Source organism: Microbacterium sp. CFBP 8801 (genome assembly GCF_014839455.1).
Lineage (GTDB): Bacteria > Actinomycetota > Actinomycetes > Actinomycetales > Microbacteriaceae > Microbacterium.
This window is the reverse complement of record NZ_JACYNU010000011.1, coordinates 50,757-74,179: the sequence shown is the minus strand read 5'-3', so window position 1 is coordinate 74,179 and position 23,423 is coordinate 50,757. Positions and strand designations below refer to the sequence as shown.

Below are 23,423 nucleotides of genomic sequence, written 5' to 3'. Positions count from 1 at the left end.
GCCTTCGTCATTCTTGTGCGACGTCGCGGTGACCCCGGCGACGTGTCGAGCTCGGCGCAGAACCAGCGCCCCATCCCCGCCCGGTCAGCCCACCCGCGGTTGCTGCTGCGTGATGCAGTGGATGCCGCCGCCGCGGGCGAAGATCGCACGCGCGTCGACCGTGACCACCCGCCGCCCGGGGTACGCGTCGGCCATGATCTCGACGGCGCGCGCGTCGGTGGCCTCGTCGCCGAAGCCGCACAGCACGACGCCGTCGTTGGTGACGAGGTGGTTGATGTAGCTCCAGTCGACCCACCCGTGGTCGTCGCGCAGCGTGGTCGGCGCGGGCACCCCGGTGATCGCGACGGTGCGACCGAGTCGCGCGAAGGCGGTCTCGAGCTCGCCGCGGATGAGGCGTGAGACCTTGAAGTCGGGGTGCGCGGCGTCGGTCTGCTCGTGCAGCAGTACGTGCTCGGGCGAGGCGAAGGTCGCGACGATGTCGACGTGGCCGTTGGTGCCCAGGTCGTCGTAGTCGCGGGTGAGGCCGCGCGAGAGCCAGATGGCGTCGGTCGCACCGAGGGTGCGCGCCATTTCGGCCTCGACGCGGGCGCGGTCGGCGTGGGGGTTGCGGCGGGGGTCGAGCTGCACGGTCTCGGTGAGCAGCACGGTGCCGGTGCCGTCGACGTGCAGTCCGCCGCCCTCGGCCACCAGCAGCGAGTCGATGCGTTCGGCGCCCAGATGCTCGGCGACGACGCGGGCGATGCCGGCCGAGGTCTGCCACTCGGCCCAGTCGGGGGCGCCCCACCCGTTGAAGATCCAGTCGACGGCGCCGAGGACTCCCGGGCGGTCGGGGTCGACGACGAAGGTCGGTCCGATGTCGCGCATCCAGAACTCGTCGAGCGGGGCCTCGACGATCTCGATCGACGAGTCGAGCATGCGGCGGGCGCGGGCCATCTCGGTGGGGTCGACGACCATGCTCACCGGTTCGAACTCGGCGACGGCGTGGGCGACGTCGGTCCAGGCGCGGTAGCCCTCTTCACGCGTCTCGGCGCCCTCGCCGAGGGTGATGCCCTCGCGGGGGAACGCCATCCACGTGCGCTCGTGCGGGGCGGATTCAGCGGGCATGCGCCACATGTCGTGCTCCTTGGTCGGTCGGGTCGGGTCGCGCGGGTCGCGCGGAGGGGTCGGTCAGAAACCGGTGGTCAGCACGCGATCCAGGGCGCCGACGAAGACGTCTACCGAGGCGCGCGTGATGACCAGCGGCGGCTTGATCTTGAGGACGTTCTGGAAGTCGCCGGTGGGCTGCATGATGACGCCGAGCTCGAGCAGGCGATCGCAGATGGCGGCGGTTTCGGCCGAAGCGGGCTCGAGGGTCTCGCGGTCGCGCACGAACTCCACGCCCAGGTACAGCCCCGAGCCGTGCACGGTGCCGATGATCGGGTGGGTCTGGGCGAGTTCTTCCAGGCGGCCCTTGAGGTGCGCGCCGACGACGCGCGCGTTCTCTTGCAGGCCCTCCCGCTCGATGACGTCGAGCACGGCCAGGCCGATCGCCGATGAGACGGGGGAGCCGCCGGTGGATGAGAAGAAGTACCCCTGCGTGCGGTAGCGGTCGGCGATCTCGCGGCGCGTGATGACCGCCCCGAGCGGGTGCCCGCCGCCGATCGACTTCGCCACCGCGACGATGTCGGGTACGGCGCCCTGCTGCTGGAAGCCCCAGAACCACTCGCCCAGGCGGCCGAAGCCCACCTGCACCTCGTCGGCGATCGCGAGGCCGCCGTGGCGACGGATCGCGGCGTAGACGTCGGTGAGGTACCCCTCGGGCAGGGCCACGCCGCCGGCGTTGCCGAAGTACGTCTCGGCGATGAATCCCGCGGGCGCGCGACCGGATGCCGCGAGCTCGTCGATGACGGCGACGGCCTCGGGGGCGTAGTTCTCGGCATCCGTCCCCCGGTGGCGGCCGCGGTACGAGTTGGCCGCGTCGACGGTGTGCACCCACGCGGGGCGCGTGTCGAGGGCGAAGGGGTTGTCGGCGACCGAGGTCGACACGGCATCGCTGGCGTAGGTCCAGCCGTGGTACGCCTCGCGCATCGCGACGATGTCGGGGCGGCCGGTCGCCGCCATCGCGAGGCGGAGGGCGAGGTCGGTGGCCTCGGAGCCGGAGTTGACGAAGAACACCGTGTCGAATCCGTCGGGCAGCGTCGCCGCCAGGCGGTCGGCGTAGTCGGTGATCGCGCGGTAGTGGAAGCGCGAGTTGGTGTTGAGCAGGCGCATCTGCCGCGAGCCCGCTTCGACGACGTGCGGGTGGGCGTGGCCCACCGACGCGACGTTGTTCACCATGTCGAGGTACACGCGTCCGTCGACGTCGATGAGGTGTTCGCGCCAGCCGCGCTCGATGCGCGGGGGAGCGGAGTAGTAGTGCTCCTGCACCTCGGCGAGCACCTCGTGCCGCCGGGCGAGCACGTCGTCGTCGGCCGGGATCGCGGTGGGCATGCCGAGGGCCTCGCCGGGGTCGCCGGCGACGTTCCGCCATGCCGCGGCGAGGGCGGGCGAGACGCGCGCGGGCGGCACGGCGCCGTCGGCTGCACGCCGGACGACGAGGCGGGTGCGCGCGGGCAGGATCCCGGATGCCGAGTCCTCGGGCACCCCGGTGACGATCACCGTCTCATCGCCCGAGGTCCAGGTGAGGGTGTCGCCGTCGACGGTGATCTCACCGGGGGCGAGCGGGGTCGGCTCGGCGAGCCAGAGCGTGACGCCCGTCGGGATGGTCGCCGTCGTCGACGGCAGGGGGTCGACGGTGCCCGTGAGCTGCGCGCGCCCGGCGGGAACGGTGACCATCGCGGCACCGGCGTCGAGGGCGTCGAGGGCCGCGGCATCCAGCGTCGACGGATCGAGCCAGGCTCCCGCGTCGTTCAGGGGCGATTCGGTCGTGGCGTCGAGTTCCACCCGCGGTGAGGCGAAGGGCAGCAGGGTCCGACCCGTCCAGCCGCGCGCGTCGAGCGCGGGGCGACCGAGGGCGGCGCGCGTCACGGCGGTGATCACCGGGAGGGGGGCCGATGCCGCCTGCACGAGGATCCGGAACTCGCGGTCGAGCCCGTCGGTGGCGTAGGCGTTCCCGTCGTCGAGGCGCACCTGGGCGCGGCCGCTGAGCACGAGCACGGCGCCGCGCAGGATGACGAGCGGCCAGAGCGCGGTGATCTCGTCGTCGGTGAGATCGCGCAGCTCGTCGAACGCGCGGATGGCGGGCAGCGCCGACTCGGGGGAGGCGCCGTCGTGGTGCAGCACCGACGACACGGTCGTGGCGATCTCACCCACGCGCCACGACGTGCACACGTCGCCGAAGTCGATGACCGCGTCGGGCACGATGGCGCCGTCGGCGCGCAGCACGTTGTCGTCGGTGACGTCGAAGTGCCCGGCCTGCACCGGCAGGGCGTCGGCCACCGGGGCCAGCGCCGCACGGGCGGCGTCGGCGGCCCGCTGCACGACTCCCCGCACCTCGGCGTCGGGTTCGAGGGGGAGCAGCGTGTCGACGACGCGACCGGCGTGGCGCAGGTCCCACTGCAGCACCCGGCCGCTGGCGGGGTGGGTGAAGTCGGCGAGGGAGAGGCTCACGGCGCCCGAGAGTGCGCCCAGCGCCTCGACGACGGTGGGGGAGAGGTACCCGGAGCCGTTCAGGGTGCGGCCCGAGATGTTCTCGATCACGCGGGCGTGGATGCGGCCCTGCGACGACTCCCACCAGGCGGACAGGACGCCGCGCGGACCCTCGACGATCCGGGGGATGCGCACGTGCGGGCTGCGCTCGGCCACGAGGGAGGCCGCGGCGTCCTGCATGTCGATCTCGGCCGCGCTGAAGACGGGGTTGCTGAGCTTCAGCACGCCCAGCGGATCGCTCTCGCCCCGGGGGAACACGCGGAAGTTCTGATCCTGCTGGCTGCCGAGGGCGTGCACGTCGATCTCGACGCCGAAGACGTCGGCGAACAGACGGCGCACCTCGTCGTCGGACAGCGTGGGCGTGGGCAGATCGACCTGCGAGAAGTAGTCGAAGACGGCGGTCGTGTCGGTGGTCATGTCGATTCCTCGGAGACTCGGGATGTCAGAGAGAGGCGTGCGGGGTGGTCGCGACGGCGCCGGCGACGGTGCCCGCCGCGTCGCGGGCGACGACGACGACGAGCGGACCGGTGGGGGCGACCCATTCGCTCACGGCCTCACCGTAGGCGCCGGGGGCCACCTCGGTCGAGCCGCTCACGCGGTCGCCCTCGCGGCTCGTCTCGATGCGGATGCCGTCGACGTAGGCGACCACGTCGGCGGCGGGGCCACCGCTCACGATCGCGGTGAAGCGCACGCGCGTGCCGTCGAGCGAGACTCCGTCGACGCGCAGCGAGAGCGCGCCCTCGGCGGCCGGCTTCGGGTCGGCGAACACGGTCTCGTCGGGCAGGGTGGGCGTGCGCGGAGGTGCGGTGCGCCGCTCGCCGAGGTCGGCGATGGCCGAGCCCAGCTGCACGAGCCGGGTGTCGCTGTACGCGGGCCCGGCGATCGTCAGGCCCACCGGCATCCCCGTGTCGGCCATGGTGCCCATCGGCACGGTGACGGTCGGGATGCCGAGGTGGCGGGGCACGAGGTTGCCGTTGGAGACCCAGACGCCGTTGCGCCACGCGATGTCGGCCGAGGCGGGGTTCACGTCGGCGTCGGCGGGACCGACGTCGGACTGCGTGGGAAAGATCACGGCGTCGAAGCCCTCGGCCTCGAGCCAGTCCTCGAAGTCGACGCGGCGGGTGTGCTCGAGGCCCCGGAGGCCCCGCTCGAGGCTCGCGACGTCGTGCCAGTCGGGTTGCCACTCTCGGGCGCGCTGCACGTAGTCGGCGATGTCGTACGAGATGTCGAAGTGCCAGATGCCGTAGCGGTCGTGCAGGGAGCCGGGCGGCGGGGGGAAGATGAGCGCGGCGTCGGCGTCGGCGAGGCGGTGCAGCTCGGGGTCGCCGTTCTGACGCAGGAACGTGTCCATCGCCCAGACCGCCAGGTCGCCGACCTCGTCGTCGAGGAACTCGCGGGTGACGAACCCGCGGTCGAGGAAGTCCTCGTCCCGGTCGTGCAGCTTCTCGTAACGGTCGACGACGGGGAAGTCGGTCTCGACGACCTCGGCGCCGGCGGCTTCGAGGTCGGCGCGCAGGGACTCCCACAGTCGAATGACGCTCGCGCGCGTGGCGATGGGGATCGCGTTGTCAGGGTCGCCGTTGATGTAGATGCGGGGCACGGCGAAGCGCAGACCCGCGAGCGACGGGGTCTGGAGCTCGGCGAACGAGGCGGGGCGCACCTCGGAGGGGCGCGGGAGCGCGATCCAGGGCTGCGTGCGCCACAGGTCGCCCTCGGTCACGGCGTCGTCGGCGATCACGGCATCCAGAACGTGACGCAGGTCGGCCATCGAGCGGGTGTGCGGCACGACGACGTCCATGGTGGGCACGAGCGGCCAGTTGCCGCGCACCGAGATGACACCGCGCGAGGGGGTGTAGGCGACCAGGGCGTTGTGCGAGGCCGGCGCGCGCCCCGACGACCACGTCTCCTCGCCGAGGCCGAAGGCGGCGAAGCTGGCCGCGGTGGCCGTGCCCGAGCCGTTCGAGGAGCCGGAGCCGAAGGCCGAGGTGAGGTACTCGCCGTTGTAGGGCGACTCCGCGCGGCCGTAGACGCCGCGCTGCATGCCCCCGGCAGCCATCGGCGGCATGGTGGTGAGGCCGAGGAACACCGCGCCCGCGGCCCGGAGGCGTTCGATGGCGAAGGCGTCGTCTTGGGCGATGAGGTTCCGGAAGGCGGGGGATCCGGATGCCACGGGCAGGCCTTCGACCCGGTAGCTGTCCTTCGCGGTGAAGGGGATGCCGTCGAGGCGGCCGCACTGCTCGCCACGGACGCGGCGGACGTCTGCGGAGCGCGCCTCGTCGAAGACGCGCGGGTTGAGCACGGGGACGGCGTTGAGGCGGATGCCCGAGCGGTCGTAGGCGCCGATGCGGTTGAGATAGCGGGCGACGAGCTCGACGCTGGTGACGATGCCGGCGTCGAGGGCGGCGTGCAGTCGGTCGATGTCCGCCTCGACGACGGTGAAGGCCTCGGTGGTCATGGCGGTAAACATACACCGTTTGTTTTACGGGAACCAGGCTTTTCCGACACCCCGGTGCGTAGGCTCGGAACGAACCCGGAGGCCACCATCGCTCGACCCACGACCCCGCTGCTGAGCCGCGATCTCATCGCGCGCACGGCGCTCGCGCTCGTCGACCGCCACGGCCCCGACGGGGCCAGCGTGCGCCGGGTCGCCGCCCGTCTCGGGGTGAACCCCGCCTCGCTGTACAACCACGTGCCCAACCGCGCCGCCATGGTCGAAGACGTGCGGGCGCTGGTGTCGGAGCACATCGACTTCGCGCCGCTGCGCGACCTCCCCTGGGAAGAGGGCCTGCGCGCCTGGGCGCGGTCGTACCGCCGCGCGTTCGCCCGTCACGCCCGGGCGATCCCCCTGCTCATGACCGAGCGCGCGTCGGCGCCGGTGCTGCTGGCCGGGTACGAGCACTTCGCCGTCGCCGCCGAGGCGGTCGGGTGGCCGCAGCGCGACCTGCTGCCCCTGCTCACGGTCTTCGAGTCGTTCATCCTCGGCAGCGTGCTCGACATGTCGGGCCCGAGCGTGGTGTTCGATCCCACCGGGCAGGAAGAGACGGTGCCGCGCTTCGCGGCCGCGTTCGCCGCGCTCGTTGACGAAGATCCCGACGACCCGGTCGCCACCCGCGCGTTCGAGCTGGGGCTCGACATGCTCATCGCCTCGGCGCGTCCGCGCTGAGGAGTGGTTCGACGCCCCGGAGCAAGACCTCGCCGTCACGGCATCGGACCTGCGACGATTCCGGGATGGATGCCACCACCGACGCCGCCCTGCTGCCCGACCGGCCGCGGGTCGATCACCGCCGTCCGATCGCCCTCGTGGTGGGTGTCGTCGCCGCGGTGCTCTTCGTCGGACTCCGCTTCGCCGTCGAGCTGAGCGGATCGGCGCCGCTGCCGATCGACCAGTGGTGGGACGACGCGATGGCCGACCTGGCGAACCCCGTCGCGGTCATCATCGCCTGGATCCCCGCGATCGTCGGCGGCACGATCGGCATGATCGTCATCGGGGTCGCGACCACGCTCGTCTTCCTGCTGCGGCGGCGCCCCTGGGACGCGCTCGCCGTTTCGGCGGCCATCGCCCTGGTCGTGCTGATCGGTGCGCCGCTCGCCGCCGTGATCGCCCGCGCGCGGCCCGCGGACTCGCTGGCCGAGACCGTGGCCACCTCGTTCCCCTCGGGGCACACCGCCGTGGCGACCACCATCGCCGTGGTCCTCGGCCTGATCCTGCGCCGAGGCTGGGTGTGGGCGGCGGGGGTGGTGTGGGTCGTGGTGATGATGTGGAGCCGCACGTACCTGCACGCGCACTGGTTGTCCGACGTGACGGCGGGCCTGCTCGAGGGGATCGCGGTCTCGACCCTGGTGTGGGCGCTGGTCGAGGTGTGGCGCGTGCGTCGAGCGCAACGCCTGGTCGCGACGGGCGGGTGAGCGTTATCGTTCGCGGATGACCTCCGCATCCGCCGCCGCCGGCAAGGCCCAGGATTCCCGCGCTTTCGAGGCCGCCGCACGCGTCGGCTACGTCGTGCTCGGACTGCTCCACCTGCTCATCGGCGTGATCGCCGTCGGCATCGCCTCCGGTGGGGGAGGTGACAGCGCCGACCAGAGCGGCGCCCTGCAGCAGGTGCGCGATGCTCCCGCCGGTCTCGCCCTGCTCTGGGTGATCGCGGTCGGTCTCGCCGCCCTGGCCGTCTGGCAGATCGCCGAGGCCTTCGTCGAGCGTGACCCGGATGCCAAGAAGCGCTGGGCGCATCGCGCGAAGTTCGTCGGCACCGCGATCGCGTACGTGGCCATCGCGGTGACCGCGGTGACGTTGGCGATGGGCGGCAGCTCCGACTCGTCGGAGTCGTCGCAGACCCTGAGCGCGCGCGTCCTCGCGATGCCGGGTGGCGTCGCCCTGCTGGTCGTCGTCGGCGTGGCGGTCGCGGCCGTCGGCGTCGCGTTCGTCGTGCGCGGGTGCACGCGCGCCTTCACGAAGAACCTGTCGATCCCCGCGGGGACCGCCGGTCGCGGCATCCGGGTCTTCGGCACGGTCGGATACATCGCCAAGGGCGTCGCCGTGGGGGTGGCGGGTGTGCTGTTCGTGGTGGCCGCCGTCACGCACGACCCGAACGCCGCGGGCGGGATCGACGCCGCCCTGCGCTCGCTCGCCGCTCTGCCGTTCGGCCAGGTCGTGCTGTGGCTCGTGGGCGCGGGGCTGATCGTGTACGGCCTGTTCTGCTTCGCCCGCGCGCGCTACGCGCGGATGTGACCGTCAGCTCCGCCGGTGCCTCACCCCCGTGAGGGGGGTCGGGCGCCGGCGATGAGCAGCGCCAGACCGCGCTCGAAGGCGCGGGTCGCCACGGGGTCGGACGGGTCGTGGTCGGCCAGCGTCGCGTAGGCGGCGGCGAAGCGCGGCACCGTGTCTTCTTGACCCGTCGGGTCGAACATGACCGATGGCCCCGACATGTCGAGCACGCTGCCCAGGATGAAGGACTCGAAGGCCGTCAGCAGGGGCAGGATGTCGTCGCTCGTCCAGCCCACGCGTTCGGCCGCGACCGCGAAGTCCTCGTACTGCGACATGAGCAACGGCGTCGACGACCGGTGCGACATGAGCAGCGGAATGGTGCGCGGGTGGCGCCGGAAAGCGTCGCGGTAGGAGCGCGCCCAGAGCGCGAGGCCCTCTTCCCACTCGCTCTCCCGCAGGAACGACGAGTCGATGCGCGACGACACGAGGGCGCGCACGTCTTCGATGAGGGCGGCCAGGTTCGGCACGTGGTTGTAGAGCGACGTCGGGTGCACCTTGAGGCGGTCGGCGACCCTGCGGATGCTCGCCCCGTCGGCTCCGTCGCGGTCGACGAGCGCGAGGGCGGCGCGCGCGATGGCCTCGCGCGAGAGCTTGGGATGCGACGGCCGGGGCATGTCGACGCCTTCCGATGGGGGTCTGTCCACGCTACGCGACCCGTCGTGTTTCGGCCATGTAAGGCGTGAGTGACGAGTCTGCGAAACCGCCGTCGACGCGGCTCCGGACGCCGTAGATTTCATAAAACCTACGCTGTATGTTTCATTCAGCTCAGGTCACGAGGAGGTTTCCATGGCAGTCGTCGTCTTCCGCGGCGGAACCGTGCGCATCGACGGGCACCAGCCCGACGTCGACCGGCTCATCGTCGTCGACGGCACGATCGCCGAGTCCTGGCATCCGGTGCCCGACGATGCCGAGCACGTCGACCTCGAGGGAGGGCTCCTGCTCCCCGCGTTCGGCGACGGTCACGCCCACCCGCTGCTCGCGGGACGCGAGCGCCGCGGCCCGGAGCTCCGCGATGCGGCGAGCGTCGCCGAGATCGTCGCTCGGGTCGGAGCATGGGCCGCGCGGTCCGAGGCGCCGTGGCTCGTGGGCGGGAGCTACGACGCCACCATCGTGCCCGGGGGCATGTTCGACGCCCGCTGGCTCGACGAGGCGGTGCCGGATCGCCCCGTGGTGCTGCACGCCTGGGACTACCACACGGCGTGGGTCAACACGGCGGCGCTTCGCGAAGCCGGAGTGGATGCCGACACCCCCGACCCGCCGCTCGGACGCATCGTGCGGCGCGACGACGGTTCGCCTCTCGGCACGCTCGTCGAGCGACCGGCGATCGACCTCGTGCTCGATCGCGCGCCCCACGCTGTCGTCGCCGCCGACGTCGAGGCGCTGGTCTGGGCGGGGGAGCAGCTGGCCGCCCGCGGGATCTCGTGGGTGCAGGAGGCGTGGACCGAAGCGCACGACGTGCCCGCGTGGATCACCGCCGCGCGGAGCGGCCGGCTCCGCGTCGACGCCGACCTCGCCCTGCGTGCCGACCCCACGCGGTGGCCGTCGCAGCTCGCGGAGCTGCGACGCACCGCCGATGCCGTCGCCGGCGAACCCGGACTCACCTGCCGCACGGTGAAGTTCTTCGTCGACGGCATCATCGAGAACCACACCGCCCACCTGCTGGAGTGCTACCACGACGCCGAGACGCGCGGCCTGCCGAACTGGCAGCCCGAGCACCTGCGCGACGCGGTCGCCGCGTGCGATGCGGCCGGCTTCGACGTGCACCTGCACGCCATCGGCGATGCCGCCGTGCGCGCGGCGATCGACGCGGCCGAGGGGATCGCCGACAGCCTCCGCCGCGGCCGCCGACTGACCATCGCCCACGCCCAGGTCGTCGACCCCGCCGACCTTCCCCGGCTGGCCGACCTCGAGGTCACCTTCTGCTTCCAACCGCAGTGGGCGATGGCCGACGCGGTCATGACCGACCTGACCCTGCCGCGCCTCGGGCCCGGCCGCGAGCGGCAGTACCGCATGCGCGCGGCGCAGGCCGCGGGGGCACGACTGAGCTTCGGCAGCGACTGGCCCGTCACCTCTCCCGACGTGCTCGCCGGGATCCGCACCGCCGTCACCCGCCAGGACGCCGACGGGGCGCCCGCCGGCGGGTGGCAACCCGACGAACGTCTCACCGTGGACGACGCCCTCGATGCCGCCACGAGCGGCGTCGCCTTCCAGGCCGGCGATCAGGACCACCGGGGGGCTCTGCGCCCCGGAATGACCGCCGACCTCGTCTGGCTCGACCGCGACATCCGTCGCGGTCCCGCCGACCGCATCGCCGATGCCCGTATCCGGGGCACCTGGCGCCGTGGCGTCCGCACCTTCTGAACCGCTCTTTCCGACTCGAACAGGAAATCGCATGTCCTCATCCGACACCTCGCTGCGGCGAGTCATGGGGGTCCCCTCCCTCGTCATCTTCGGTCTGGCGTACATGGTGCCCCTCACCGTGTTCACGACCTACGGCCTCGTCGCCGTCACCACCGGCGGTCACGTGCCGACCGCCTACCTGGTGACCCTCATCGCCATGCTCTTCACCGCCTTCAGCTACGCCGCCCTCGTGAAGGCCTTCCCCCGCGCGGGCAGCGCGTACACGTACGCCCGCCGAGCCTTCGGCGGCCACGTCGGGTTCCTCACCGGCTGGTCGTTGATGATCGACTACCTGCTGCTGCCGCTCATCAACTACGTGCTCATGGGCATCTACCTCAACGCGCAGCTCCCCGGCATCCCGCCGTGGGTGTTCGCCCTCGCCGGTGTCGTGCTGATCACGGGGCTGAACGTCGTCGGCATCACCGTGGTGCGCAACGCCAACCTGGTCCTCGTGGGTCTGCAGCTGGTGTTCGCCGCGGTCTTCGTCGTCTGCGCGGTGCTGCACGTCGCCCAGAACCCCGGCGTCTCGCTGCTGCAGCCCCTGTACGACGCCGGCCTCACCTTCCCCGGCCTGCTCGCCGGAGCCGCGATGCTCGCGCTGTCGTTCCTCGGGTTCGATGCCATTTCGACGCTGTCGGAAGAGGCCCGCGACCCCGAGCGCACCGTTCCCCGCGCGATCATCCTCACCACGATCATCGGCGGGCTCATCTTCACGGTGATCGCGTACGTGTCGACGCTCGTCATCCCCCGCGTCGCCGACCTCGAGAACCCGGATGCCGCCGCCAACCAGATCATGGAGGTCGCCGCCGGTCGCTGGCTCGAGGTCTTCTTCCTCATCGCCTACATCGCCGGCTGCATCGCCGCCGCCCTCGCCTCGCAGGCGAGCGTCGCGCGCATCCTGTTCGCGATGGGACGCGACGGAGTGCTGCCCGCGTTCTTCGCCCGTCTGAGCCCGCGGTACCAGACCCCCGTCGGCGCCGCGCTCTTCGTCGGCGTGGTCTCGCTGGCGGCGCTGGTGGCCGACCTCAACACGGTGGCCTCGCTCATCAGCTTCGGTGCTCTCGCGGCGTTCTCGCTCGTGAACCTGTCGGTCATCAAGCACTTCCTCATCGACGAGCGTCGCCGCGGAGGTGCCGCGATCTTCCGCTTCGGCGTTCTGCCGGCGCTCGGCTTCGCGCTGACCGCCTGGCTGTGGTTCAGCCTGTCGGCTCTGGCGTTGACGGTGGGCCTGGTCTGGATCGGCGTGGGGATCGTGTGGCTCGCGGTGCTGACCCGCGGCTTCCGCCGCCGCCCGCCCGAGGTCGAATTCGACGACGAGGCACCGGCGCCCGAGCGCATCGTCGCCTGACGCCCTCGACGAAGCGCCCGCCCCTCACCGGGGGCGGGCGCTTCGCCGTGGGGGCGCAACCCCCGGGCCGTTTCCAGGTGCGGCGGGTATTCCGGAAGTCGAACCTTCCGATCGAGAGGAACCGCCATGCGGGGAGTCATCATGCACGCCGCCGGAGATGTGCGCGTCGAGGACCGCGTCGACCCGGTCATCGAAGAACCGACGGACGCCGTCATCCGCCTGGCCGCCTCCTGCATCTGCGGCTCCGACCTCTGGCCGTACCGCGGATCCGACGACGTGGATGCCACGCCCATGGGCCACGAGTACGTCGGCGTCGTCACCGAGATCGGCTCCGAGGTGAAGAACGTCGCGGTCGGCGACTTCGTCGTCGGGTCGTTCATGGCCTCCGACAACACGTGCGAGATCTGCCAGGCGGGCTACCAGTCGCGCTGCGTGCACGTCGTGCCGATGGGGCGCGTGGGCACCCAGGCCGAGTTCGCGCGCATCCCGCACGCCGACGGCACGCTCGTCGCCACCCCCGGTCAGCCCGACGACGACCTCATCCCCTCGCTCCTGGCCGCGAGCGACGTGCTGGGCACCGGCTGGTTCGCCGCGGTGGCGGCCGAGGTCGGCCCCGGCAAGACCGTCGCCGTCGTCGGCGATGGAGCGGTGGGACTGCTCGGCATCCTGGCCGCGAAGCAGCTCGGCGCCGAGCGCATCATCGCGATGTCGCGGCACGCCGATCGGCAGGAGCTCGCCCGTCGGTTCGGTGCGACCGACATCGTCGAGGAGCGCGGAGACGAGGGCATCGCCCGGGTGAAGGAGCTCACCGGCGGCCTCGGCGCGCACTCGGTGATCGAGGCCGTCGGCACGCAGCAGTCGATGGAACAGGCCGTCCGCTCCACGCGCGCGGGTGGTCACGTCGGCTTCGTCGGCGTCTCGCACGACGTGACCCTCGAGGGTCAGGAGCTGTTCCGCTCGGCCGTGCACCTGCACGGCGGTCCCGCTCCCGTGCGGCGGTTCCTCCCCGAGCTCATCCAGCTCATCTGGGACCGCGAGATCGATCCCGGCGCCGTCTTCGACCTGACCCTTCCGCTCGAAGAGGCGGCCGAGGGGTACAAGGCCATGGACGAGCGTCGCGCCACCAAAGTGCTGCTGACGATCCCATGACCACCGCGACGCGGGAACGTCGTGCGGGGGCGGCGGCGGGCCTCGCTCTCGCACTGATCGTGCTCGCCGGCTGCACGGGGGAGAGGACCGCGTCCCCCGCGGCGACGCCCGCGTCGACCCCGACGACCGGAACCCCGGGGTTCGTCGTCCCCGACGGGGGGCCCGAGGTCGTGGCATCCGGATTCACCACCCCCTGGTCGGTGGCCTTCGTCGGGGACACCGCCCTCGTCAGCCAGCGCGACACCGGCGAGATCCTCGAGATCGTGGGCGACGACACCCGCGTGGTGGGGGAGGTGCCCGACCTGGCGGCGCGCGGCGAGGGCGGGCTGCTCGGCATCGCGCACGCCGACGGCATGCTCTACGCCTACGTGACCACCCCCGACGGCAACCGCGTCTCACGCTTCGCGCTCGAGGGCTCGGCCGGTTCCTTCGCCCTGGGGGCCGCTCAGACGGTGGTGGACGGCATCCCCTCCGCGAACACCCACAACGGAGGCCGCCTCGCCTTCGGTCCCGACGGCATGCTCTACGTCACCGCGGGCGATGCCGGCGACCCCGACGCGGCGCAGGACCCGGAGTCGCTCGGCGGCAAGATCCTGCGCGTGACGCCCGAGGGTGACGTTCCCGCGGACAACCCCGTCGCCGGCTCGCCGGTGTGGAGCATGGGGCACCGCAACCCGCAGGGCCTCGGATGGGATGCCGAGGGCACGCTGTTCTCGTCGGAGTTCGGACAGAACACCTGGGACGAGCTCAACGTCATCGAGCCCGGCGCGAACTACGGCTGGCCCGAGGTGGAGGGCGCCGGCGGCGACGACCGGTTCGTCGATCCCGTGCAGCAGTGGGCGCCGGTGGATGCCAGCCCCAGCGGTCTCGCGGTCGTCGACGGCTCGGTGCTCATCGCGAACCTGCGGGGCCAGCGCCTGCGGGTGGTCCCCACCGCCGACCCCACGAGCGCACGGGAGTTCTTCGTCGGGGAGTTCGGTCGCCTGCGCGACGCGGTGCTCGCTCCCGACGGATCGCTCTGGATCGTCACGAGCAACACCGACCGCGGCGGGGGCGGCGACGACGCCGTGCTGCGGGTGCCGCTGACGGCGGGCTGAGCGGCTCGTCCGGTCACCGGAGTCGGAGCGCGCCCTACGGCGTCAGTACCGTGACCCCCGCGTCGGCCAACGCCGCCGCGAGGTCGGGAGAGGGCGGCGCGTCGGTGATGAGGTAGTCGGCCTTCTCGAGCGGGGCGACCTGGGCGAACAGGCGCCGGTCGAGCTTGGAGGAGTCGGCGAGGATCGCCGTGCGATCGGCGCGCTGGATCATCTCGCTCATCATCGTGGCGTCGCCGAGGTTGCTGGTCGAGAAGCCCGAGGCGTCGACCGCGCCCACCGCGATGAGCGCGTAGTCGCAGCGGATCTCGACCTCGGGGGTGTGCGAGTTCATCGCGAGGGTCACCGGCCCCGTCGTCGCCTGCGTGATGGTGCGCACCGCTCCGCCGAAGAGGAAGAGGTCGCGGAAGACGCTGGGGGAGATCTCGGCGGGGATGCGCAGGTTGTTCGTCGCGATGGTCAGGTTGCGGTGGTTGCGCAGGGCGCGGGCGACGGCGAGCGTGGTGGTGCCGGCGTTCAGCACCAGCACCGAGCCGTCCTCGATGAGGTCGGCGGCCAGCGTGGCGATGCGTTCCTTCTCGGAGATCTGCATCTGCAGTCGCACGTCGAGGCCCCGGTCGCGGCCGGGAACCGACATCGCGCTGACGGCACCGCCGTGCGTGCGGACGACGATGCCTTCGCGGTCGAGCTGATCGAGGTCGCGGCGCACCGTGTCGATCGAGACGCCGAAATGCGAGGCGAGATCGACGACCGTGACCTGACCCGACTCGGCGACGTAGGCGGCCAGCTCGGCCTTGCGTCCCGCGGGCAGTCGCCTCTTCGTCGTGGCTGTGGCTGCGTCCATGCCGTCATCTCTAGCACAGAGCGGCAACCGAATCGGCACTCGTTGTGTGAAAACGGCATGGAAACGCAGTAAAGCCGCGTTTTTTGCTGCTTGTCGCGCAGTTCGATGCGGCAATTGTCACGAATCTGCATCGAACGCTTGACCGACCCCGCAGGTGAGCGCATACTCGTGCTGAAAGCAGCAATAACGCGCACAACAGCGCTAAATACAGCAAATCTCAATGAGGAGAAACGATGGACAACAGCGGGCGCCGGCGTCGGAACGCCATCAAGCTCGTCGGTGTCGCAGCAGCGGCCTCGACCCTCCTGGCCATGGCGGGGTGCTCGTCGAACGGCGCCGCCACCTCGGCAGACGGAGACGTCACGATCGAATTCGCCCAGTGGTGGGAGCCCGAGCTGGGAGACGGCCAGTTCCGTGGCCTCATGGACCAGTTCGAGCAGGAGAACCCGGGCATCAAGGTCGACCTGGTCAGCGGCCCGTACGCGTCGACCAAGGAGCAGCTCTTCGCCGGAGCCGCCTCCGGCACCATGCCCGACGTCGTCGGTCTCGACGGCGCGTGGGTGAGCGACTTCGCCAAGCAGGGCGTCATCGCCGACCTGACGAAGCTCATGAGCGACTCGGGCTACGACGACAGCCAGCTGGCCAGCCAGATCCAGGTCGACGGCAGCACGTACATGATCCCCGTCGTGAACTTCGTGTACCCGATGTTCACGAACGACGGCATCCTCGCGGAGGCGGGTGTCAGCGCACCGCCGTCGACGCGCTCCGAGTTCGCCGACGCGGCCAAGAAGATCTCGGCGCTCGGCGGCGACGTCTCGGGGTGGGTGCTTCCGCTCTCGCTCGAAGCCCCCAACGGCGTGCAGAACGACGTCATGTCGTGGGCCTGGGCCTCGGGCGGCTCGATGCTGAAGGACGGGCAGCCCGACCTCACCAACGCCGACGTCACCTCGGCCACCGACTACATCCAGCAGCTGTGGAAGGACGGGGTCATCGCCCCCGGCTCGTTCACGATGAAGGAGCAGGACAAGGTCGAGGAGTTCACCAACGGACGCGTCGGCATGATGATCGACTCGCTCGCGCACATCAACCTCATCCGCGAGTCCAACCCCGACCTGACCTTCTCGATCTCGGCGATCCCCGCCGAAGACGGCTTCACCGGTGAGCGGGGCATCCCCTACGCCTCGTGGGGGATCGGCGTCGCCGAGAACTCCGAGCACAAGGACGCCGCGTTCAAGCTCGTGCAGTTCCTGATGGGCACCGACGTCAACAGCGAGCTGTCGACGATGGCCAAGGCCTTCCCCGGCAACACCGAGAGCGTGCCGACCTTCGTCGAAGACGACGCGCTGTTCAAGACGGCCTTCGACATCTACAAGGCCGGCTACCCCGCCAACGAGTTCACGGGCCTCCCCGTCGCCGAGGAACTCATGCGCCAGTTCGGCACCCAGTTCCAGTCGGCTCTGGACGGTCAGCAGTCGATGAGCGACGCGCTGAAGAAGACGCAGGACGAATGGACGTCGGAGTTCTGATCCGACCCCGAACCGGGATGCCGCACCGCCCCCACGCACGGTGCGGCATCCCGCTCAGCGAAAGCCGCACATCATGACCATGCGCACCCTCACACCCCCCGACACCGAGGTGATCGTCACCGGACGACCGCTCTCGCGCCGCACCCGCCAACTCCGCAAGGCCGGCGAGGCCTACGCGTTCCTGTCGCCGACCCTGATCCTGCTGTTCGTCCTGATGATCGTCCCGATCGTCATGGTGATCGGCTACTCGTTCCAAGACAACGTCATCCTGAACAAGAGTCCCGAGGTCGTGGGCGTCGACAACTACGTCGCGATCCTCACCGACCCGGGCTTCTGGAAGGCGACCGGCAACACCCTCTTCTTCACCCTCACCAGCGTCGCCGCACACCTCGTGCTCGGACTCTCGTTCGCGATGCTGCTGAACAGCCGGCTCATCGGCGCGATCCCCCGGGCGATCTTCCGCGGCCTGTACGTGCTGCCGTGGCTGTTCACCGTCGCCGTCATCGCCGTGCTCTGGCGCATGCTGCTCTCGCCGAACGGCATCGTGAACTTCCTGCTGAACACCGACATCGAGTGGCTCGCCTCTCCGTCGCTCGCGCTCGGCACGGTGACCTTCATCAACATCTGGGCCGGCTACCCCTTCTTCATGGTGAGCCTGCTCGCGGGACTCCAGGGGATTCCGAGCGACCTGTACGAGGCGGCGACCGTCGACGGTGCCAGCCCCGCTCAGCGGTTCTGGAACGTCACCATCCCGCAGCTGCGCCCCATCATCGTCAGCCTCGTGCTGCTCGACCTGATCTGGACGTCGCAGCAGTTCGCCCTCATCTGGCTGACCACGGGCGGCGGTCCGATCGACGTCACCGAGATGCTCAGCACCTACACCTACAAGCTCGCATTCGCGAAGTACGACTTCTCGATGGCCTCCACCTCGGCGGTGCTGGTCCTGGCGATGTCGATGATCATCGCGGTGCTCTACGTCCGCCAGCAGAAGGCGAGGGACTGACATGGCCCTGACCACCCCCGCGCGCCCGCGCGCCATGAGCACCGTCGCACGCCGCCGGTTCGCCCAGACCGGCGTGTTCATCGGCCTCCTCCTCGGTGCGGTCTTCGCCGCGGGACCGGTGCTGTGGATGCTGTCGAGTTCGTTCAAGTCGAACACGCAGATCTTCGAGCTCCCGCCGCGCCTGATCACCGAGACGTTCTCGTTCGACGCGTACATCTCGATCTTCACCAACCCCGAGACGGTGCGCTTCTTCATCAACAGCTACGTCGTCGCGGGAGCCGTGACGATCCTCACGCTCCTGGTGGCGATCCAGGCCGCGTACGCCTTCAGCCGCTTCGAGTTCCGCGGCAAGCGCATCGTCAACGTCATCATCGTCAGCGTCCAGGCCGTGCCGCCCATCACCCTGCTCATCCCGTACTTCGGGCTCATGGTGGGACTGGGGCTGTACAACACCTATCCGGGCCTCATCTTCACCTACATGGTGTTCACGCTGCCCTACGCGATCATCATGATGACCGGGTACTTCAACACCCTGCCGAAGGAGCTCGACGAGGCCGTCCGCGTCGACGGGGCCGGATCCTTCACCGCCCTCTGGCGCGTGCTCGTGCCGATCTCGATCCCCGGGATCGTCTCGGTGGGCATCTACACGTTCATGATCGCGTGGAACGAGTTCCTCTTCGCGCTGACCCTCACGCGCACCATCGACATGCGCACGGTGCCGATCGGCATCCAGTTGCTCATGGGACAGCACTCGTACGAGTGGAACCAGATCATGGCGATGAGCATCCTCGGCTCGATCCCCGTGCTGCTGCTCTTCCTGTTCTTCCAGCGTTTCTTCATCAGCGGCCTGACGGCCGGCTCGGTGAAGAGCTAAGCCACCCGACCCCACCCAACAAGGAGAATCTCCGTGCTCTACACCGGCAAGTCCATCCTCGACGTGGCGAACGCCCACAGCTTCGCCATCCCGGCCTTCAACATCAGCGACTGGTCGATGTTCACCGGGATCATGGACATCAGCGAAGAGAAGTCCGCTCCGGTCATCATCGCCATCCACCCCGACGAGGTCTCGCACATCACGACCGACCTGATCGCCGCGATGCGCTCCCGCGCGCACCGCTCGAGCGTGCCCGTCGCCATCCACTGGGACCACGGCGGAACCTACGAGCAGATGATCGTCGCGATCCAGTCGGGCTTCACCTCGGTGATGATCGACGCCTCGCTCGAGCCCTTCGAGCAGAACGTCGCCCTCACCCGCAAGGTCGTCGAGGCCGCGCACGCCGTGGGCGTGCAGGTCGAGGGCGAGCTCGGCACGATCGGCGCGAACGACAGCTACGGAGAATCCGGCGCCGCCGAGATCATCTACACCAACGTCGACGACGCGGTGCGCTTCGTCGAGCAGACCGGTGTCGACAGCCTCGCGATCGCGATCGGCACCTCTCACGGGCTGTACCCGGCCGAGAAGAGCCCTGAACTGCGTCACGACCTGCTCGAGCAGATCAAGGCCGCGGTCGGTATTCCCCTCGTGCTGCACGGCGGCTCGAGCAACCCGGATGCGGAGCTTCGCCGTGCGGTCGAGCTGGGCGTGAACAAGATCAACATCTCCAGCGACATCAAGGTGGCCTACCACGACCGCATGCGCGAGATCCTCGGCACCGACCGGCGCCTGCGCGAGCCCAACGCGATCCAGCCCGAGCCCATCGCCGCGATGAAGATCACCGCGGCGGAGAAGATCGACCTGTTCGGCGCCGCCGGCAAGGCCGACCTGTACTGATCGGACGGTGACCGACGTCATGGCAGAAGACCTCGTCCTCGGACTCGGCGGCACCGTCGACTACGAGATCCGATGGGATGCCGCGGTGCTCTCCGCGCTCGCGCAGGAGCACGGCATCCGTCGAGATGAGCTGACCACCACGACGCCGATCATCGACGAGCGCTCGCTCGTGATCACGGTGCTCGCCTTCCTCGCCACCGGCGGGGGAGGCGAGCGCTTCGTCCTGTCGTCGCGGATCGTCGGGCAGTTCGCGGCCCACTTCGACAAGGAGATCACCCTCGGCGGCACGGGCGTGCGCGCGGGCATCGCACTCGATCGCATCGGCGTCCCCACCGTGCAGCACCTCGTGAGCATCGACGACAACGTGCGGCGCCTGCTGCCGGCCTCGATGCGGGTGGTGTCGTCGGCGACGCGCGACACCCTCGACCCGCACCTGATCGTCCAGTACCCCGAGGGGACGACCGTGCACCTCGCGGACGCGGCGGTGACCGCTCCGGCATCCAATCGCCTGATCTTCGCCAACGACGCCCCCAACCGCGAGATGGCGATCGCCGAGGGACTTGGTGAGGTGCTCGAGGGAGCCGCGGCGTTCCTGATCTCGGGCTTCAACACCATGCAGGATGCCGACCTGCTCGCGCGTCGGCTCGACGACCTCGATGCGGCGATGGGCCAGCTGCCCGCCGACGCCCTCGTGTACTACGAGGACGCGGGCTTCTACCAGCGGGAACTGTCTGCCCTCGTGCGCGCCCGCCTGCTCGATCGCATCGACGTGTACGGCATGAACGAGGACGAGCTGCAGGAGTACCTCGCCCGCCCCGTCGACCTGCTCTCACCCGACGACGTGGCTGCCGCGCTCGCCGAGGTCCACGGCCTCATTCCCGCGCGCACTCTGGTGGTGCACACGAAGTACTGGGCGATCGCCGTGGGTCCCGCGGCCGCCGCGCACCTCGCGGGTCTCGACAGTGCGGTGCGCACCGCCGCGACCCGGTACCGGCTCGGCGATGCCTGCACGGCCGCCGACCTCGACGAGACCGCCCGTCTTCCCCGCCACGCGGGTGGGGCGGCTGTGGTGGCAGCGCTCCGCGAGCGACTGGGGGCCATCGGCGTGCCCGCGTTCGTCGTCGACACCGCCCACCCCACCACGATCGGCCTGGGCGACACGTTCGTCGGCGGATTCCTGGCCGCCGTGCCGGCCGCGGCACGCACGGCGACGGGGGCTGCCCTGGAGCGTGCGCTCGACGCGGCGGCGACCGCGCCCTGACCGGGGCGGACGAGCGCGCACCGTCTTGGGCGCTGCAACACCCTCCGCTCGTCCCTCACCCTCCGCTCGTCCCTCACCCTCCGCTCGTCACGCACAGCATGACGAGCGAGGCCCCCGTCAGCGCGTCGCGGTGTCGGCGTCGGGGTCGGAGAAGGGGCCGCACGCGGCGATCACGCGGCGCAGGCTCACCGCCGCCTCCCACGCGTCGAGGGGCTCCTCGTCGGCCGCGAGCTCACGCAGGCGATCGGTGTACCCCGTGAGCGCCGTCTCGGCCTCGTGCAGCTGCGGGCCCGTGCTCTGCGGGTCGGGCGGAGTGACGGCCAGGTGCGACACGCTCTCGATCGCCTGGGCGAGCGCGCGCCGGGCGTCCGGGGGCAGGCGCGTGTCGACGTCGGGTCCGGCGGTCAGGCGGCCGAGGGCGGCCGCCAGCTCGCGGGTGGCGTCGGCGATGCCGGTGAGGGCGTCGAGGCGGCGGCGGTTCAGGTCACGCGGAGCCTGCAGGCGCCGGCCGCGGGGGTTGTACCGGCGACTCTCGTCGGCGAGCTCGACCTCTTCTTTCACGTCGGCGAGGGTGCCGGTGAGACCCTCCGAGGCCGCGTCGGCGGCGGCGGGGTCGAAGGCGTGACCGGCGAGCGAATCGGCGATCGCGCGCAGGGCGTCGCCGAGAGCATCGCGCAGGTGGCCCAGCCGGTCGTCGGCCCGCTGCACCCGCAGCGGGGGCACCACCACGAGGTTCACCACCACGCCGACCACGACGCCGAAGGCCATTGTCATCAGGTACGACGACGAGTAGCCGTCGGGGTCGGCGCCGCCCAGCAGCAGCACGAAGAGTCCCGCGATGGCCACCCAGTCGCGGCCGACGCCGAGCGCGCGCACGCCGGCCAGCAGCACGCCGATGAGGATGACGACCGCGACCGCCACGATGCGCGGCAGGCCCGTTCCCACCACGGCGAGGCTCGCGAGGCCCAGCCCGATGCCCAGCGCGAGACCGACGACCGCCTGCACCCCGCTCGAGGCGGAGCGGGCGACGGTGGGGTACATGCTGACGAGCACGCCCAGCGGGGCGTAGTACGAGTACTCGCTCTGCGCGAAGGGCACGAGGGGCGCGAGATACCAGGCGAGGGCGGCCGCCGCAGCGGTCTTGGCGGCCAGCAGGAGGCGGTCGGGGGTGACCGCGTCGGACCACCACCGTCGCGGATCGAGGGACGGGGACAATCTCATGAGCGATGAGTGCGCGGGCGAGTCGACACCGAACCCATCCTGCGGGCGGCGCGACGCGCGGTCGCGGGGGTTGCCGTGGGGCGGCGGGCGAGGTACCGCTCAGCGGCGCGGGCGGTAGGCCTCCCACAGCACCCGGGTGTGGCGCGCCTTGGCCTTCTCCACGCCCGTCTCGTCCTTGCGTGCCGCGCTGACCCACTCGGCGGCGCGGCTGGCCATGGCGCCGAGCACCATGCGCACGTCGGCGTGCGAGGCCGGGGGAACCACGGCGTCGGCCGCCGGCATCCGGCCCTTCGCCGCCAGCTCGTCGCGCACGTGCCGCACGACCAGGTCGGCGACGCCGACGGCGTGACTGTTCACGACGCAGTGCGCGGCCCCCTCGATCTCCCACCGGCGCGCGGAGCGGGCGCGGGCGACCAGACGCGAATGCAGCCGGCGCGGCGAGGGGCGGTCGAACTCGCCGCGCACGAGCAGCAGGGTCGCGTGAGCCGCACCGATGCGGTCCGAGATGCGGTAGCGCAGCATGTGCGGCAACGTCTCGAAGAAGTAGAGGAACCCGCACAACAGGTAGGCCGACACCGCCAGCAACGCGATGTGCACGGACTCGCGCAGCGTCGACTGCACGAAACGCACCGCTTGGGTGAGGGCGTGGGCCTCGCTCTCGTCGACGACGGGACTCACGAGCACCGCGTGCGAGAGGTCAGGCCGCCGCGCGAGCACTTCGGTGACCACCTGCGTGCCCATCGAGTGCCCGATGAGCACGGGGTCGTCGAGGTCGTAGTGGTCGAGCACCCCCTCGACCTGGTCGGCGAAGAAGGAGGCGGTGGGCTGCTCCCCCGACGCGGGGACCCCGCCGAAGCCCGGCAGGTCGAGGGCGAAGACGTCGCCCTCGTTCGCGAGCAGCGGTGCGAGGAACTCGAAGTACGTCGATGCCACCCCGATGCCGGCCACGAGCACGAACGAGCGCCCCGTCGTGGCCCCGCTGGATACGCGGGTGACCCTGGTTCGCGCGTCGCCGCGCCGATAGGTCTCGACCTGGACGTCGGCGGGTCTCGGGTCGCGGGGCATCGATCCAGGATGCCGTACTCGCCTGGACGCTCTGTCAATCCCGGGGGCCGTGTCGACCGCGTCGGCCTAGCCTCGACTCATGAGCGATTCCTCCCGAGAAGAAGAGACCCTGGGTGCCGTCCGCGACAGCGACAACCCCGCCGAGAAGGACCCCTCGGACTGGGTCACCGGCGACGAGCCGATGACCGCCCCGCAGCGCAGCTACCTCGACACGCTGGCACGCGAAGCCGGCGAGGAGATCCCCGCCGACCTGAACAAGGCCGAGGCGTCGGAGCAGATCGAGCGTCTGCAGGCCGAGACCGGCCGCTCCCAGAACTGACGGTCGCCTCGCGACCCGGGCGTCCCGTCCGAC

The 23,423-nt window shown here is 70.9% G+C and carries 19 protein-coding genes and 1 pseudogene; 13 read left to right on the top strand and 7 right to left on the bottom strand.

Annotation, left to right across the window (positions count from 1 at the left end; translation table 11 throughout):
* Positions 1 to 84 precede the first annotated feature (84 nt).
* The 3 genes and pseudogenes from IFR11_RS12895 to IFR11_RS12885 all read right to left on the bottom strand — a co-directional run.
* A complete protein-coding gene (locus IFR11_RS12895) occupies positions 85 to 1,104 on the bottom strand; it encodes an agmatine deiminase family protein (RefSeq protein ID WP_191916416.1) in 1,020 nt (339 codons plus the stop codon).
* A gap of 63 nt (positions 1,105 to 1,167) precedes the next feature.
* On the bottom strand, positions 1,168 to 4,044 hold the full coding sequence (locus IFR11_RS12890) for an aminotransferase (RefSeq protein ID WP_191916410.1): 2,877 nt from the start codon (positions 4,042 to 4,044) through the stop codon (positions 1,168 to 1,170).
* 361 nt (positions 4,045 to 4,405) lie between these two features.
* Positions 4,406 to 6,082: pseudogene (locus tag IFR11_RS12885) on the bottom strand (amidase); the annotation flags it as partial.
* 54 nt (positions 6,083 to 6,136) lie between these two features.
* Here IFR11_RS12885 and IFR11_RS12880 point away from each other — a divergent pair.
* From IFR11_RS12880 to IFR11_RS12870, 3 genes are all read left to right on the top strand, one after another.
* The gene (locus IFR11_RS12880) at positions 6,137 to 6,790 is read left to right on the top strand and encodes a TetR/AcrR family transcriptional regulator C-terminal domain-containing protein (protein ID WP_191916408.1); all 654 of its coding nucleotides are present in this window, start codon (positions 6,137 to 6,139) and stop codon (positions 6,788 to 6,790) included.
* Between the two features lie 65 nt (positions 6,791 to 6,855).
* Positions 6,856 to 7,533 carry a phosphatase PAP2 family protein gene (locus IFR11_RS12875; protein ID WP_191916407.1) on the top strand — a complete coding sequence of 226 codons (678 nt, stop codon included), beginning with the start codon at positions 6,856 to 6,858 and terminating at the stop codon, positions 7,531 to 7,533.
* A 16-nt stretch (positions 7,534 to 7,549) separates the two neighbouring features.
* The gene (locus IFR11_RS12870; RefSeq protein WP_191916406.1) at positions 7,550 to 8,353 is read left to right on the top strand and encodes a DUF1206 domain-containing protein; all 804 of its coding nucleotides are present in this window, start codon (positions 7,550 to 7,552) and stop codon (positions 8,351 to 8,353) included.
* Positions 8,354 to 8,373: 20 nt separating this feature from the next.
* On the opposite strand, the gene IFR11_RS12865 is transcribed toward IFR11_RS12870, so the two are convergent.
* Entirely contained in the window at positions 8,374 to 9,003 is a 630-nt protein-coding gene (locus IFR11_RS12865; RefSeq protein ID WP_191916405.1) for a TetR/AcrR family transcriptional regulator, read from the bottom strand.
* A 172-nt stretch (positions 9,004 to 9,175) separates the two neighbouring features.
* On the opposite strand from IFR11_RS12865, the gene IFR11_RS12860 reads away from it, so the two are divergent.
* The 4 genes from IFR11_RS12860 (at position 9,176) to IFR11_RS12845 (ending at position 14,383) form a co-directional block, all read left to right on the top strand.
* On the top strand, positions 9,176 to 10,750 hold the full coding sequence (locus tag IFR11_RS12860; protein WP_191916404.1) for an amidohydrolase: 1,575 nt from the start codon (positions 9,176 to 9,178) through the stop codon (positions 10,748 to 10,750).
* A 31-nt stretch (positions 10,751 to 10,781) separates the two neighbouring features.
* Positions 10,782 to 12,137 carry an APC family permease gene (locus IFR11_RS12855; RefSeq protein ID WP_191916403.1) on the top strand — a complete coding sequence of 452 codons (1,356 nt, stop codon included), beginning with the start codon at positions 10,782 to 10,784 and terminating at the stop codon, positions 12,135 to 12,137.
* A gap of 126 nt (positions 12,138 to 12,263) precedes the next feature.
* Complete coding sequence (locus tag IFR11_RS12850) at positions 12,264 to 13,286, top strand: zinc-dependent alcohol dehydrogenase family protein (RefSeq protein ID WP_191916402.1); 1,023 nt, start codon at positions 12,264 to 12,266, stop codon at positions 13,284 to 13,286.
* Positions 13,283 to 14,383 carry a PQQ-dependent sugar dehydrogenase gene (locus IFR11_RS12845; RefSeq protein ID WP_191916401.1) on the top strand — a complete coding sequence of 367 codons (1,101 nt, stop codon included), beginning with the start codon at positions 13,283 to 13,285 and terminating at the stop codon, positions 14,381 to 14,383. The genes IFR11_RS12850 and IFR11_RS12845 overlap by 4 nt, the downstream gene beginning before the upstream one ends.
* A gap of 34 nt (positions 14,384 to 14,417) precedes the next feature.
* On the opposite strand, the gene IFR11_RS12840 is transcribed toward IFR11_RS12845, so the two are convergent.
* Complete coding sequence (locus IFR11_RS12840; RefSeq protein WP_055833427.1) at positions 14,418 to 15,224, bottom strand: DeoR/GlpR family DNA-binding transcription regulator; 807 nt, start codon at positions 15,222 to 15,224, stop codon at positions 14,418 to 14,420.
* A 233-nt stretch (positions 15,225 to 15,457) separates the two neighbouring features.
* Between IFR11_RS12840 and IFR11_RS12835 the strand changes: the two genes are divergently transcribed.
* From IFR11_RS12835 to IFR11_RS12815, 5 genes are all read left to right on the top strand, one after another.
* The gene (locus IFR11_RS12835) at positions 15,458 to 16,750 is read left to right on the top strand and encodes an ABC transporter substrate-binding protein (RefSeq protein ID WP_055833430.1); all 1,293 of its coding nucleotides are present in this window, start codon (positions 15,458 to 15,460) and stop codon (positions 16,748 to 16,750) included.
* A 73-nt stretch (positions 16,751 to 16,823) separates the two neighbouring features.
* The gene (locus IFR11_RS12830; RefSeq protein ID WP_055935870.1) at positions 16,824 to 17,753 is read left to right on the top strand and encodes a carbohydrate ABC transporter permease; all 930 of its coding nucleotides are present in this window, start codon (positions 16,824 to 16,826) and stop codon (positions 17,751 to 17,753) included.
* 1 nt (position 17,754) lies between these two features.
* Positions 17,755 to 18,627 (top strand): carbohydrate ABC transporter permease, encoded by an 873-nt coding sequence (locus IFR11_RS12825; protein WP_235561568.1) that lies wholly within the window; start codon positions 17,755 to 17,757, stop codon positions 18,625 to 18,627.
* Positions 18,628 to 18,660: 33 nt separating this feature from the next.
* Complete coding sequence (locus IFR11_RS12820; RefSeq protein ID WP_055833435.1) at positions 18,661 to 19,524, top strand: ketose-bisphosphate aldolase; 864 nt, start codon at positions 18,661 to 18,663, stop codon at positions 19,522 to 19,524.
* Between the two features lie 7 nt (positions 19,525 to 19,531).
* On the top strand, positions 19,532 to 20,785 hold the full coding sequence (locus IFR11_RS12815; RefSeq protein ID WP_342030301.1) for an ADP-dependent glucokinase/phosphofructokinase: 1,254 nt from the start codon (positions 19,532 to 19,534) through the stop codon (positions 20,783 to 20,785).
* Between the two features lie 117 nt (positions 20,786 to 20,902).
* Here the strand turns inward: IFR11_RS12815 and IFR11_RS12810 are convergent, their stop codons facing one another.
* The gene (locus IFR11_RS12810; RefSeq protein WP_191916400.1) at positions 20,903 to 22,006 is read right to left on the bottom strand and encodes an FUSC family protein; all 1,104 of its coding nucleotides are present in this window, start codon (positions 22,004 to 22,006) and stop codon (positions 20,903 to 20,905) included.
* A gap of 99 nt (positions 22,007 to 22,105) precedes the next feature.
* Positions 22,106 to 23,071: an alpha/beta fold hydrolase gene (locus IFR11_RS12805; protein ID WP_191916399.1), complete on the bottom strand. Its 966-nt coding sequence runs from the start codon at positions 23,069 to 23,071 to the stop codon at positions 22,106 to 22,108.
* Between the two features lie 79 nt (positions 23,072 to 23,150).
* Here IFR11_RS12805 and IFR11_RS12800 point away from each other — a divergent pair, with 79 nt between their 5' ends.
* The gene (locus tag IFR11_RS12800; protein ID WP_191916398.1) at positions 23,151 to 23,390 is read left to right on the top strand and encodes a DUF3072 domain-containing protein; all 240 of its coding nucleotides are present in this window, start codon (positions 23,151 to 23,153) and stop codon (positions 23,388 to 23,390) included.
* Positions 23,391 to 23,423: the final 33 nt, after the last annotated feature.